The sequence below is a fragment of the Zobellella denitrificans genome, assembly GCF_002407485.1.
Lineage (GTDB): Bacteria > Pseudomonadota > Gammaproteobacteria > Enterobacterales > Aeromonadaceae > Oceanimonas > Oceanimonas denitrificans.
The window spans coordinates 2,918,601-2,932,115 of the sequence record NZ_CP012621.1 but is presented as its reverse complement, the minus strand read 5'-3'; the positions used below and the strand labels follow the sequence as shown (position 1 = coordinate 2,932,115).

General features: G+C 65.2%; 13 protein-coding genes. 1 reads left to right on the top strand and 12 read right to left on the bottom strand.

Annotation, left to right across the window (positions count from 1 at the left end; all coding sequences use genetic code 11):
- Window positions 1-28 precede the first annotated feature (28 nt).
- The 10 genes from AN401_RS13855 to leuS form a co-directional block, all read right to left on the bottom strand.
- Window positions 29-850 (bottom strand): septal ring lytic transglycosylase RlpA family protein, encoded by an 822-nt coding sequence (locus AN401_RS13855; RefSeq protein ID WP_096779689.1) that lies wholly within the window; start codon window positions 848-850, stop codon window positions 29-31.
- Window positions 834-1,805 carry a lytic murein transglycosylase B gene (mltB, locus tag AN401_RS13850; RefSeq protein WP_096779688.1) on the bottom strand — a complete coding sequence of 324 codons (972 nt, stop codon included), beginning with the start codon at window positions 1,803-1,805 and terminating at the stop codon, window positions 834-836. The genes AN401_RS13855 and mltB overlap by 17 nt, the downstream gene beginning before the upstream one ends.
- A 12-nt stretch (window positions 1,806-1,817) precedes the next feature.
- Entirely contained in the window at window positions 1,818-2,921 is a 1,104-nt protein-coding gene (gene rodA, locus AN401_RS13845) for a rod shape-determining protein RodA (protein ID WP_094039784.1), read from the bottom strand.
- Window positions 2,914-4,800 (bottom strand): penicillin-binding protein 2, encoded by a 1,887-nt coding sequence (mrdA, locus tag AN401_RS13840; protein ID WP_096779687.1) that lies wholly within the window; start codon window positions 4,798-4,800, stop codon window positions 2,914-2,916. Before mrdA ends, rodA begins: the two co-directional genes overlap by 8 nt.
- A 2-nt stretch (window positions 4,801-4,802) precedes the next feature.
- Window positions 4,803-5,273 carry a 23S rRNA (pseudouridine(1915)-N(3))-methyltransferase RlmH gene (gene rlmH / locus AN401_RS13835; protein ID WP_094039782.1) on the bottom strand — a complete coding sequence of 157 codons (471 nt, stop codon included), beginning with the start codon at window positions 5,271-5,273 and terminating at the stop codon, window positions 4,803-4,805.
- Complete coding sequence (gene rsfS / locus AN401_RS13830; protein WP_094039781.1) at window positions 5,273-5,614, bottom strand: ribosome silencing factor; 342 nt, start codon at window positions 5,612-5,614, stop codon at window positions 5,273-5,275. Before rsfS ends, rlmH begins: the two co-directional genes overlap by 1 nt.
- A 34-nt stretch (window positions 5,615-5,648) precedes the next feature.
- On the bottom strand, window positions 5,649-6,296 hold the full coding sequence (nadD, locus tag AN401_RS13825) for a nicotinate-nucleotide adenylyltransferase (RefSeq protein ID WP_094039780.1): 648 nt from the start codon (window positions 6,294-6,296) through the stop codon (window positions 5,649-5,651).
- Window positions 6,293-7,315: a DNA polymerase III subunit delta gene (holA, locus tag AN401_RS13820; protein ID WP_094039779.1), complete on the bottom strand. Its 1,023-nt coding sequence runs from the start codon at window positions 7,313-7,315 to the stop codon at window positions 6,293-6,295. The genes nadD and holA overlap by 4 nt, the downstream gene beginning before the upstream one ends.
- A complete protein-coding gene (locus AN401_RS13815) occupies window positions 7,315-7,800 on the bottom strand; it encodes an LPS-assembly lipoprotein LptE (RefSeq protein WP_096779686.1) in 486 nt (161 codons plus the stop codon). The genes holA and AN401_RS13815 overlap by 1 nt, the downstream gene beginning before the upstream one ends.
- Before the next feature lie 101 nt (window positions 7,801-7,901).
- Window positions 7,902-10,481 (bottom strand): leucine--tRNA ligase, encoded by a 2,580-nt coding sequence (gene leuS, locus AN401_RS13810; protein WP_096779685.1) that lies wholly within the window; start codon window positions 10,479-10,481, stop codon window positions 7,902-7,904.
- 113 nt (window positions 10,482-10,594) lie between these two features.
- Here leuS and AN401_RS13805 point away from each other — a divergent pair, with 113 nt between their 5' ends.
- Entirely contained in the window at window positions 10,595-11,074 is a 480-nt protein-coding gene (locus tag AN401_RS13805; protein WP_094039776.1) for a zinc ribbon-containing protein, read from the top strand.
- A 36-nt stretch (window positions 11,075-11,110) separates the two neighbouring features.
- Here AN401_RS13805 and lnt read toward each other — a convergent pair whose 3' ends face one another.
- Window positions 11,111-12,634, bottom strand: coding sequence for an apolipoprotein N-acyltransferase (gene lnt / locus AN401_RS13800; protein WP_096779684.1), 1,524 nt, complete (start codon window positions 12,632-12,634; stop codon window positions 11,111-11,113).
- Entirely contained in the window at window positions 12,634-13,515 is an 882-nt protein-coding gene (gene corC / locus AN401_RS13795; protein ID WP_094039774.1) for a CNNM family magnesium/cobalt transport protein CorC, read from the bottom strand. Before corC ends, lnt begins: the two co-directional genes overlap by 1 nt.

The following is a 13,515-nucleotide window of genomic DNA, read 5'->3' as shown; positions in this document are numbered from 1 at the left end:
TCTGCCGTCTAGGATAAAAAAAGCTCTGTCAGTTCAGGAAATAGGCCTGGGAATAGCCGGCGGCGATCAGCCTGGCCAGGGTGTCCTCGGTCTTGTTGGCCGGTATCGGGCCCATCTGGAGTCGGTACCACTCCGAACGGCGCTCCACCCGGGCGGGGAAACCATACTCCTTGCTCAGGCGGGCGGCAAGCTCCTTGGCGGTATCGGCGGAGCGGGTGGCCAGCAACTGGATATGGCGGCCGCCATGGGCCTGGGCCAGCCGGGTCTCCTGGCCGCTGGGCGCCACCTTGATCAGTTCCACCTTCACCGGCGCCGTGCCGGTCTCCAGCATGCCGAGCTTGTAGGCGGCGGCATAGGACAGGTCGATAACGCGTCCCTCATGAAAGGGACCCCGGTCGTTGACCCGCACCACCACCTGCTTGCCGTTGCTGGTGTTGGTCACCCGCACGAAGGAAGGCAGCGGCAGGTGCTTGTGGGCCGCGGTCATGGTGTACATGTCGTACACTTCGCCGTTGGAGGTATGGTAGCCGTGGAACTTGGAGCCGTACCAGGAGGCCAGGCCTTCGTCCTTGTAGTTTTCCACGTCCCGCCATACCACATAATCCTGGCCCCAGACGTTGTAGTCCTTGTTGCCCTGGCGGCTGTAGGGCTCGTAGCGGGGCACGGCGTCCTTGACATGATCCAGGTTGGGCGGCGCCTTGGGTGCCTTGTCCTGGCGCAGGGCATAACGGCCGCCGGCGGTTTCCTTGTCCCAGGCGGCGTCCTTGCCCTGGTGTTGTTGCGGCTGGCTGCTGCAGGCCGCCAGCAAAAGGGCGGCCAGGGGAACCAGGTGTTTAGTGAGATTGTTCATAAGCCTGCTTGATCTGCTCACTCAGTTGGTAAACCGCCATGGCGTACAAAGGACTGCGATTATAGCGGGTAATGACGTAAAAGTTATGCCTGACCACCCAGTATTCGGGGCCTTCCACGCCGTCCAGCTTGATCAGCTTGACCGGGGTGCCGGCATCCAGCTCCGGCTCGATCAGCACGCCGGCGGCGACCAGCTCGGCCCAGCTGTGCTTGAGCTCCAGGGCCGGGTCCAGCAGCGCCTCGGCGGCGTCGGGCTGGGTGACCATGGCCGGGTAGGCGACATCCTCGCCCCATTGCCAGCGGTGTTCGTGGAAATAGTTGGCCACGCTGCCGATGGCATCGGTCGCCTCGAACAGGTTGATGTGGCCGTCGCCGTCGAAGTCGACGGCGTAGTGGCGGTAGCTGGAGGAGATGAACTGGCCCATGCCCATGGCACCGGCATAGGAGCCCTTGGGTTCATCCAGCGTCCAGCCCTGCTCCTTGGCCAGTTGCAGGTAGTGGCCGAACTCGGAGCGGAAGAAGAGGCCGCGGGGCGGATAATGGAAACCCAGGGTATAGAGGGCGTCGAGCACCTTGTGGCCGCCCATGTGGGCGCCGTAGAAGGTTTCCACCCCGATGATGGCGGCGATGATCTGGGCCGGCACCTGCAGCTCCCGCTCGGCCCGCTCCAGCAGCTCCCGGTGCTCCTGCCAGAAGGCCACCCCTTGCTGCAGCCGTTTCTCGGTGAGGAAGATGGGCCGGTACTGGTGCCAGGGCTTGGCTTCCGCCGGCCGGGTCATGGCATCGATGATGCCCTGCTGGTAGTTGGCCTGGCTCATGGCCTGGGTCAGCTCGGCCAGGGGCAGCTCGAACTTGCCGGAAAGCTCCTCAAGCCATTGCTGCTGCTCGCCGTTGGGCTCGGTGGCGTGAATGGAAGAAGTCAGGAGGACGGCCGCGGAAAAAAGGGCAAGGCGCATTCGGTAATCCTTTTATTTCGCCAACAGGCGCTTATGGGTATGAACGGACATGAGAATGCCAAATCCGGCCATCAGTGTCACCATGGAGGTACCCCCGTAGCTGATCAGCGGCAGGGGCACGCCCACCACCGGCAACAGGCCACTGACCATGCCGATGTTGACGAACACATAGACAAAAAACGTCAGGGTCAGGGCCCCGCCCAGCAAGCGGGCGAAGGCACCCTGGGCCTGGACCGAGATATAGAGGCCGCGGCCGATGATAAAGAGGTACAGCAGCATCAGCAGGCTGACCCCGACCAGGCCGAATTCCTCGCTCAGCACCGCGAAAATGAAATCGGTGTGCCGCTCGGGCAGGAATTCCAGCTGGGACTGGGTGCCCTGCAGCCAGCCCTTGCCCCAGGTGCCGCCGGAGCCGATGGCAATCTTGGACTGGATGATATGATAACCGGCGCCCAGGGGATCGCTCTCGGGGTTGAGCAGGGTCAGAACCCGTCGCTTCTGGTAGTCGTGCATCAGGAAGAACCAGAGCGCGGGCAGAAAGGCGGCCATGGCCGCCGCCGCCGCCAGGATCAGCCGCCAGGACATGCCCGCCAGGAAGATCACGAAAAAGCCCGAGGCGGCCACCAGCAGGGAGGTGCCCAGGTCCGGCTGCTTGGCGATCAGCAGGGTGGGAAACACCACCAGCCCCAGGGCCAGGAACAGGTGCAGCAGGTTGGGCGGCAGCGGATAGCGGCTGATGTAGGCCGCTATCATCATCGGCATCACCAGCTTCATGATCTCCGAGGGCTGGAAGCGGAAAGAGCCCACCTCCAGCCAGCGCTGGGCGCCCTTGCCGATGTCGCCCACCAGCAGCACCAGTACCAGCAGCAGCACCCCCAGGGCGAACACCGGTGGAGCCCAGCGGGCGTAGAAGCCGGGCGGCAGCTGGGCCAGCACCAGCATCACCACCAGGGACAGGCCGATGCGCATGCCCTGACGGGTAACGGCGTCGAGATCCTCACCGGTGGCGGAATAGAGGATGGCCATGCTGGCGCCCAGCAGGAGCAGCAGGGCCAGCAGCAGCGGCCAGTCCAGGTGCAGCAGCTCCCACAGCGGGCGGCGGCGGTGTTTATTCATCTTTGCTGGGCTCCTCGTTCTGCGCCAGGGCGGGCAGCATATAGAGATCGAGCAGGGCGCGGGCCACCGGGGCGGCGTTGGAACTGCCCCCGCCGGCGTTTTCCAGCACCACCGACACCACCACCTCGGGGTGTTCGTAAGGGGCAAAGGCCACGAACAGGGCGTTGTCGCGCAGGTGCTCCTTGGTGTTGTCGTGATCGTACTGCTGGTTCTCCGCCAGGCTGAACACCTGGGCGGTGCCGGATTTGCCGCCGGCCTTGTAGGGGCTGTCGAGGAAGGCCCGGCGGGCGGTGCCCTCGCTGCCGTGCACCACCCGGAACATGCCGGCCAGGCCCACGTCCCAGAAGCTGTCCTGCTTGAGCAGGATGGGCTCGCCCTTGCTGATCGGCATGGGGATCATGCCGTCCGGCCCCTTGATGCCGTGCAGCAGGCGGGGATGCACCGTCTCGCCCCTGTCCACCATGATGGCGGTGGCCCGGGCCAGCTGCAGCGGGGTGGCGGTCCAGTAGCCCTGGCCGATGCCCACCGAAATGGTGTCACCCTGGTACCAGGGCTGCTTGTGGCGGGCCTGTTTCCAGCCCCGGGACGGCATGATGCCGCTGGCTTCCTCGTGCAGGTCGATGCCGGAGAACTGGCCGAAGCCGAAGCGGGTCATGTAGTCGTGCAGGGTGTCTATTCCCAGCCGGTAGGCCAGATCGTAGTAGAAGGTGTCGGCCGAGATCTCGATGGCCCGGTACACGTCCATCCAGCCGTGGCCCCAGCGGCGCCAGTCGCGGAACTTGCGGCTGGTGTTGGGGATCTGGAAGTGGGGCCCGCCGAAGAAACGGGTGCCGGCGGTGAAGGCGCCCTCGTTCAGCCCCATCACCGACAGCATGGGCTTGACGGTGGAGGCGGGAGCGTAGATGCCCTGGCTGGCCCTGTTGATCAGGGGACGGTTGGGATCGTTGAGCAGGGCCCGGTATTCGGGGCCGCTGATGCCGTGCACGAAGGGGTTGGGATCGTAGCTGGGGCTGGACACCAGGGCCAGCACCTTGCCGTCCTGGGGGGTCATGATCACCGCCGCGCCACGCCGGTCGGCCATCAGCTTCTGGGCCTTCTGCTGCAGGCCGATGTCGATGTTCAGGTAGATGTCGCTGCCGGGGACGGGCGGCTGGTACTTGAGGGTGCGGATCACCCGGCCCCGGTTGTTGACCTCCACTTCCTGGTAGCCGGCCTGGCCGTGCAGCAGGTCTTCGTAGTAGCGCTCGACCCCCAGCTTGCCGATGTCCCGGGTGGCGGCGTAGTTGGCCAGCTTGTTTTCTTCCCGCAGCCGCTCCACGTCCCTGTCGTTGATGCGGGCGACATAGCCGATGACGTGGGTGAAGGTGGCGCCATAGGGGTAGAAACGCTTCAGGTAGGCTTCTATCGAGGCGCCCGGAAACTTGTGCTGGTTGATGCTGAACAGGGCCACCTGCGCTTCGGTCAGGCGGCTGACCAGCACTATGGGGTTGAAGCGGCGCTGGCGGCGCACGTCGGCCAGAAAGCGCTCCTTGATCTCCGGATCCAGCTCCAGCAGGGCGATCAGGCTGTCGACGGTACCTTCCAGATCCCGGGCCTGTTCGGGAGTGATTTCCAGGCTGTAGATGGGACGGTTTTCCGCCAGCAGCACCCCGTTGCGATCGTAGATAAGGCCGCGGGTGGGGGCGATGGGCACCACCTTGATGCGGTTGTCGTTGGAGCGGGTCTGATAGGTCTGGTGCTCGTTGACCTGCAGGTGATAGAGGTTGGCGAGCAACACCCCCATCAGCAGCACTATGCCCATGAAGGAGATCAACGCCCGGCGCCAGAACAGGGAGGATTCGGCGCCGTGATCGCGCATCTTTACCCGGCCTTTTGCCATTCTTATTCTCGGTGGTAGGGATGGTTGTTATTGATGCTCCAGGCCCGGTACAGGCTCTCGGCCGCGACCACCCGCACCAGGGGATGGGGCAGGGTCAGTGGCGACAGCGACCAGGACTGTTCGGCGGTGGCCTTGCAGGCCGGCGCCAGGCCTTCGGGGCCGCCGATCAGAATGGCCACGTCCCGGCCGTCGAGTTGCCAGCGGGTCAGTTGTTCGGCCAGTTGCTCGGTGCTCCAGGGCCGGCCCGGAATGTCCAGGGTGACGACGCGGGCCGACTTGCCCACGGCAGCCAGCATCTGCTCCCCTTCCTTGTGCAGGATGCGGTCGATATCGGCATTCTTGCCCCGCTTGCCGGCCGGGATCTCGACCAGCTCCAGTGGCAGATCTCGGGGAAAGCGGCGTTGATACTCCTGAAAACCGTCGGATACCCAGGCCGGCATCCTGGTGCCGACCGCCACCAACTGCAATTTCATCAGGCCAGGGCCCCGACGGCGCTGCCACCCCAGAGTTTTTCAAGCTGGTAGAAGTCGCGGGTTTCTTCCTGCATCACGTGCACTATGGCTTCACCCAGATCGACCAGCACCCACTCGCCGGCGCCCTTGCCTTCCACCCCCAGGGTGTGCAGGCCGGCATGCTTGGCTTCGGTGGCCAGGTGCTCGGCGATGGCGTTGACATGGCGGCTGGAGTTGCCGGAGCAGATGATCATGCAATCGGTGATGGTGGACTTTCCGCTGACGTCCAGGACCTGGATGTCCCGGGCTTTGAGATCGTCGAGCTTGTCGACGATAAAGGCATGCAATTCGTGACCTTGCAAAGGGGTTTTCTCCTCGATTCCAATTGGCGGCGGATTATAACACGGGCCCTTGGTAGAGTCCCTTATCTCGAATATAGACCGCTACCGGATCAGGCAACAAATATTGCGGATTGTTCCCGGCGCGCAGCAGTTCGCGGATCTGGGTGGAGGACACCTCCAGCCGGGGATTGTCCATCAGGTAGATGCAACCGGCCGGGCGGCGGTGCAGCAGCTCCGCGTCCCGGGTGCCGTGGGTCCGGTAGAGGGCGGCGATGTCGTCATTGAAATCGGGCTCCCAGCCGGGCCTGTGGCTGACCACCAGGTGGGTGTGGTCGAGCAGCTCCCGCCAGCGATGCCAGCTGTTGAGCGAACAGAGCGAGTCCATGCCCATCAGGAAGCACAAGGGCGTGGCGGGCAGCTCCCGGCGCAGTTCGATCAACGTCTCTATGGTGTAGGAGGGACGGTCTCGCCTGAGTTCGCGATCGTCCACCACCAGGCCCGGGGTCTGGGTCGCCGCCAGCCGGGCCATGGCCAGGCGGTGCGCGGGGGCGCTGTCCGGAGTGGTCCGGTGCGGCGGGATATAGTTGGGCAGCAGCCGCACCTCCTTCAGCCCCAGCCGCTCCAGCGCGCTGATGGCCGGGCGCAGGTGGCCGATGTGGATGGGATCGAAGGTGCCGCCCAGCAGGCCGATGGGTTTGCTCATGGTGAAATGACCAGGGGGTGATCGTCGAGAAAGCCGACGCAGACAGCGTACAGCCAGCGCCAGGCTTCGTCGTCATCGAAGGCGGCCACGGCCTGGTCGGCGGCGGCCAGCATGACCTGCAGCTGATGCAGCTTGGACGGCGGCAGCCGCCCCAGGGCGGCCTGCAGCAGCGGCTGCCGGCTGGACCAGACATGCAGGGCGGCGGCAGCCTGGTGGAAGGACTGGCCCGCCTGCAGGCCCAGTTGCAACTGCTGCAGCTGATCCAGCTCCCGCGCCAGCAGGTGGCACAACATGCCGGCTTCCACCCCTTCCTGGCGCAGTTGCAGCAGGATGCGGCAGGCGCGCTTTATCTTGCCCTGCAACAGGGGATCGAACAGCTGGAAGGGGTTGAAGTGATGGTGGGGCTGGACCTGCTGCTGCAGCGCCGCCAGGGTCAGCGGCTGGGGCAGGGCGAGCAGGCTCAGTTTTTCAATCTCCCCGGCCAGGGCCAGCAGGTTGCCCTCGAAGGCGTAGGCCAGCCAGTGCAGGGCGTCGGGTTCGGCCTGCAGGCCATGCCGGTGCAGCCGCTGGCCCAGCCAACGGGGCAGGTGGCGGGCATCGGGGGTGGTTACCGGCACCAGGGGGCCGGCCTCGGCCAGGGCCTTGAACCAGGCGGCTTTCTGCTGCTGCTGGTTGAGCCGGGGGCCCGCGATCAGCAGCATCAGATCCGGGTGGCTCTGGCGCAGCAGTTCCCGCAGCCGCTCCGAGGCGGTCTTGTCGAGCTTGTCCGGCAGGTGGAGTTCGATGATCTGGCGGGCACTGAACAGGCTCAGGGACTGGCTGGCATCGAACACGAGGTCCCAGTCCAGGCCCTCGTCGGCGTCGAAACGGTGGCGCTCGTCGAAGCCCTGCTCCCGGGCCGTCCGCCGCAGTTGGTCGAGCGCCTCCATCTTCAGCAGGGGTTCGTCACCGTAGATGAAATAGCAGGGCGCGAGCCCGCCCTTGAGATGCTGCGGCAACTGCTCGGGGTAGAGGCGCATCAGAACGACAGGCGGTTCAGCTGGCGCAGTATCTGCTCGGCGGCCTCGCGCTCCATCTGATCCTGCAACTGCTGCCGCTCACGGCTGGAGGCCAGCGCCTGGTCGGACTTGTCCAGGAAGCTGCGGTTGAAGGCGACGTTGAACACCTGGCGCGGCTCGCCGGGCATGTCCAGGGTAAAGCGGGTACCGAAGCGCATGGCGTATTCCAGGGTATCGGCCCGGGCGTTGACCGAGGCGACGGTATTGCCCTGGCCCAGGGGGGCCAGGGTCAGCACGGGAGTGGCGCCGTCCGGCTCCACCAGTTGGACCCCGGCCCGTTGCAGCCGGGCCGAGACCAGGCGATAGAAGGGGGTCTTGTCGTCCCCGGCCAGCGCCAGCCGCTGCAGCTCGGGCGGCAGGTTGTCGCCGCCCCTGAGCTGGAAGCCGCAGCCGGCCAGCAGCAGGGTCAGGACGATTAGCCCCCCAGCCTTGATTCGAGTGAGCATAACAACTCCTTTAAAAACAGCGATAAGCTTGAAGCCGGAAGCGTGAAGAGAAGGGCTTGAATAATCAAGCCGTTATGCACTCCTTTTCCAGCTTCCAGCTTTTAGTTCGCCACGATATTCAGCAGTTTGCCGGGCACGTAGATCACCTTGCGGATGGTCTTGCCGTCCAGGTGGCGGGCCACGTTGTCCTCGGCCTTGCCGGCGGCTTCCACCGCGGCCTGATCGGCGTCGGCGGCCACGGTCACCTTGCCGCGGACCTTGCCGTTGACCTGCACCACCACCAGTTTTTCGTCCTCCACCAGGGCTTCGGCGTCGGCCACCGGCCAGCTGGCGTGGTCGATGTCCTCATGGCCCAGGGCCTGCCACAGCGCGAAACAGGCATGGGGCGCTATGGGATGCAGCATCACCACCACGGCTTCCAGCGCTTCCTGCAGCAGGGCGCGGTTCTGTTCGTCGTCCATGTCCACCCGGGCCAGCTGGTTCATCAGCTCCATGATGGCGGCGATGGCGGTGTTGAAGGTCTGGCGGCGGCCCACGTCGTCGCTCACCTTGTTGATGGTCTTGTGCAGCTCCCGACGCAGGGCCTTCTGACCGTTGTCGAGGCGGGCCAGATCGAGCGCCGCCACCGGGCCGCGGGCCTGGTGCTCGTACACCAGCTTCCACAGCCGCTTGAGGAAGCGCTGGGCGCCCTCGACGCCGGAGTCGGACCACTCCAGGGTGAGATCGGCGGGGGAGGCGAACATCATGAACAGGCGCACGGTGTCGGCGCCGTAGCGGTCCACCATCACCTGGGGATCGATGCCGTTGTTCTTGGACTTGGACATCTTGGTCATGCCGGTGTGCACCAGCTCGCGGCCTTCCTGGTCCACGGCGCGCTTGATACGACCCTTCTCGTCCCGCTCGACGGTCACGTCCAGCGGGCTGACCCAGGTCCGGCCGCCCTTGTCATCGGTGTAATAGAAGGCGTCGGCCAGCACCATGCCCTGGCACAGCAGGCGCTTGAACGGCTCGTCGGACTCGACCAGGCCGGTGTCGCGCAGCAGCTTGTGGAAGAAGCGGGCGTACAGCAGGTGCATGCAGGCGTGCTCGATACCGCCGATGTACTGATCCACCGGCAGCCAGTAGTTGGCCTTGTCCACGTCCAGCATGCCCTGATCGTAGTCGGGGCTGCAGTAGCGGGCGTAGTACCAGGAGGACTCCATAAAGGTGTCGAAGGTGTCGGTTTCGCGCAGGGCCGGCTGGCCATGGTAAGTGGCTTTGGCCCAGCCGGGATCGGCCTTGATCGGACTCTTGATGCCGTCCATCACCACGTCTTCCGGCAGCACCACCGGCAGGGTCTCTTCCGGGGCGCCGACCACGGAGCCGTCTTCCAGGTTGAGCATGGGGATGGGCGCACCCCAGTAGCGCTGGCGGCTCACCCCCCAGTCGCGCAGGCGGTAGTTGACCGTTTTGCGGCCCAGGCCTTTTTCCGCCAGGGCGCCGGCGATGGCGTCGAAGGCCTGCTCGAAGGTCAGGCCGCTGAACTCGCCCGAGTCGAACAGCACGCCTTTTTCGGTGTAGGCGGCCTCGCCGATGTCGAGCTCGCTGCCGTCGGCGGGTTTGATCACCGGCACTATGTCCAGGCCGTATTTGGTGGCGAACTCGTAGTCGCGCTGGTCATGGGCGGGCACCGCCATGACGGCACCGGAGCCGTAGTCCATCAGCACGAAGTTGGCGACCCAGATGGGCACCTGCTTGCCGGTGAGCGGGTGCACCGCGTAGAAGCCGGTGGCCATGCCCTTCTTTTCCATGGTGGCCATCTCGGCCTCCGCCACCTTGTGGTGCTTGCACTCCTCGATAAAGGCGGCGAGCTCGGGGTTGTGCTCGGCGGCGCGGGCGGCCAGCGGATGGGCGGCGGCCACGCCCACGTAGGTCACCCCGAACAGGGTGTCGGGGCGGGTGGTGTAGACCTCGAGGCCCTCATCCTGGCCGTCCACCGCGAAGCGCAGGGTTACCCCCTCGCTGCGGCCGATCCAGTTGCGCTGCATGGTCTTGACCTGCTCGGGCCAGCCGTCCAGCGTCTCGATGTCGTTGAGCAGCTCTTCCGCGTAGTCGGTGATCTTGATGAACCACTGGGGAATTTCCTTCTGCTCCACCGGGGTGTCGCAGCGCCAGCAGCAGCCGTCGTTGACCTGCTCGTTGGCCAGCACGGTTTCGTCGTTGGGGCACCAGTTGACCGAGGAGGTCTTCTTGTACACCAGGCCCTTGTCATACAGCTTGGTGAAAAACCACTGTTCCCAGCGGTAGTACTCGGGGGTGCAGGTGGCCAGCTCCCGATCCCAGTCGTAGCCGAAGCCCAGCCGCTTGAGCTGGTTCTTCATGTAGTCGATGTTTTCGTAAGTCCAGGGGGCCGGGGCCGTCTTGTTGTTGATGGCGGCGTTTTCGGCAGGCAGGCCGAAGGCGTCCCAGCCGATGGGTTGCAGCACATTTTTGCCCTGCAGCCGTTGATAACGGGAGATGACGTCACCTATGGTGTAGTTACGCACATGCCCCATATGTAGCCGACCTGAGGGGTAGGGGAACATGGACAGGCAATAGAATTTGTCCTTGCCCGGCTGCTCGGTTGCCTTGAAGGTCTGCTGCTCGGCCCAAAAGCGTTGCACTTCGGGCTCAATGTTCTGGGGATTGTATTGCTCTTGCATCGGTGACATCCGGTTCCGTGAATTGGGTGCTAACACACAGGATAAATCGGCATAGAATACCCCAGGGGGTAACAAGCAACAATAGCCGCCCCGGCTCGACGGAGGAAACTGCCATGAGTGAAAAAGACGACAAGCACAGGAAGGGTTACGAGGCTTTTGTGGAGGAGCTGCACCGGCAGTGGGAGGCGGCCGAGAACACCACCATCAAGGAGATGGTGGAGAAGACCCAGGCCTACATGGAGGCGGCCGGGGACCTGACCAAGGACGAGCTGGCGCTGATCGCCGAGTACGTGAAGCGGGACCTGGCCGAGTACAGCGGCGAGGAGTTCAGGGACAGCCTGTTTTACCGGCGGATCCGTGAGACGGTGTGGGGGTGGCTGGCCAATGCCACCGACAAAAGCCAGCTGGAATGGCGGGAATTCGTACAGGATCTGGAGCACAACGGCGAATACCGGGCCGGCGAGGTAGTGGGCCCGGGCCTGTACGACTGCACCCTGTGCGCCCACGTCCACGAGATCAGTCACCCCGAGGTGTTGACCACCTGCCTGGAATGCGGCCACGACACCTTCATCCGCCGGCCCCTGCGGCCCTGAGCCGGGCGTGGGGCGGCACGGCCGCCGCCACCGTTCCTACTTGAACAGCCGTCTTCCTTCCAGCCGCCAGGCGGGCTGCCGGCGCCGGCCGTAGGCCCCGGCCAGCAGCAGGCTGAGGGCCAGCCAGGCCACCAGGGGCGCGCTGCCGAAGCGGGCATAGGGGGTGAGGCCGGTCATGCCGGTCACCTCGGCGCGCAGCACGCCCGGCTCGAACTGGGGCAGGCTGGCGGTAATACGGCCCTTCTCGTCGGTGACCAGGGTGACCCCGTTGTTGGTGGCGCGGATCAGCGGCCGGCCCAGCTCCAGGGCGCGCATGCGGGCGATCTGCTGGTGCTGCCAGGGGCCGATGGACTGGCCGAACCAGGTGTCGTTGGACACCGTCAGCAGGTAGTCGGTATCCGGCTTCATGTTGGCCCGCACCAGCCCCGGAAAGGCGACCTCGTAGCAGATGGCCACGCTGAAGTGGCGGCCGGCGGCGTCCAGATCCGGCTGCTCCGGCTCGCCCCGGGAGAAGGACGACATGGGCAGATCGAAGAAGGGCGCGAGCGGGCGCAGCAGGTCGCCGAAGGGCACGAACTCGCCGATGGGCACCAGTTGCTGCTTGTAGTAGCGGTTGCCGTGACCCGGTCCGTAGGGGACCGGGCTCTGACCCAGGGCGATGACCGCATTGTAGACCTCGCCGTCGCCGGGGCGGGAGACGATGCCGGTCAGCAGGCTCTGGCCCCGCTCCCGCATCAGGGCGTCCACCTCGTTCAGCCAGGGTGCCAGGTGCTGCTCGGAGGACGGCAGGGCCGATTCGGGCCAGATCACCAGGTCGGCGTCCTGCTCCGGCAGGGTAAGGCCCAGGTGGCGCTCAAGGCTCAGTTCCAACTGGCCCGGTATCCACTTGAGCGACTGTTCGATATTGCCCTGCACCAGGGCGAAGCGGCTGCTCTGGGTCGGGCTGACCCACTGGATCTGGCCCAGGCCCAGCACGGCGGTCCACAGCGCCAGGGCGGCCAGCCCCGGCCACCACCGGCGACGGCCGAGCAGCCAGAGGGCGCCGGCGGAAAAGCACAGCAGCCAGCTGATGCCCTGCACCCCCAGCACCGGCGCCAGCCCGGCCAATGGCCCTTCCAACTGGCTGTAGCCGAACCACAGCCAGGGGAAGCCGGTCATCACCCAGCCGCGCAGCCAGTCGGCCGCCACCAGCAGGGCCGGCAGCACCAGCAGCACCCGCAGGGCCGGCGAAGGCACCAGGCGCTGGCCCAGCCAGCAGGCGGCAGCGGTATAGAGGCTGAGGTAGGCGGCCAGCAGCGCCACCAGGAAAAAGGCGGCCGGCAGCGGCAGGCCGCCGAACATGGTCATGCTGACATGGATCCACCACAGTCCCGGCAGGAAGAGCCCTAAGGCCCAGGCGAAGCCTCGCCTGGCGGCGACGGCCGGGGTGGCGCTCTGGGTGGCGAGAAAGAGGCCGAGCAGCGACACCAGGGCCAGCGGCCAGAGGTCGAAGGGGCTGAAGGCTAAAACGCCGAGGGCCCCGCTGAGCAGGGCCCCGAAGGTTGGCAACAAGGTGCGCACTATGCTGGCTCCGAGGAGGAGGTTTCCTGACTGTCCGGTATCTTAACCTGCAACTGCAGCAGGCGTCGACGATCCGCGTGGGCGACCTTGAACACGAAGCCCTCGATCTCGACCTGTTCGCCCTTGGCCGGCAGGTGGCCGAAGGCGTGCATCACCATGCCGCCGACGGTGTCGGCCTCTTCGTCGCTGAAGTGGGTATGGAAGAATTCGTTGAAGTCCTCGATGTCGGTGAGCGCCGCCACCGCGTAGACCCGCTTGCTGATCTGGCGGATTTCGGCGCTTTCCTCGGCGTCGTACTCGTCTTCGATGTCACCGACGATAAGCTCGAGGATGTCCTCGATGGTGACCAGGCCGGAGACGCCGCCGAACTCGTCCACCACTATGGCCATGTGGTAGCGTTCTTCCCGGAATTCCTTGAGCAGCTTGTCGAGCCGCTTGCTCTCGGGCACCACCACCGCCGGACGCAGCACCTTTTCGATGGCGAAGGGCTCGTCGGTGAGGCCGAAGCCGTATTGCAGCAGGTCCTTGGCCAGCAGTATGCCTTCGATGTGATCCTTGTCTTCGTTGACCACGGGAAAGCGGGAGTGGGTGGACTCGATGATCATGGGCAGGAAGCTGGACACCGGCTGGGACTTTTCTACCGTCACCATCTGGGAGCGGGGGATCATGATGTCCCTCACCCTGAGCTCGCTCACCTCCAGCACCCCCTCGATCATGTCCTGGGTGTCCTGGTCGATAAGCTCGCGCTCGCCCGCATCCATAATCACTTCCACCAGTTCTTCACGGCTCTTCGGTTCGCCCTGAAAAAGCTGGCCGAGTCGCTCAAGCCAGTTTTTCTTGCTGGACGAACCGTTTTCTGAGTTCGAATTGTCGTCGCTCAT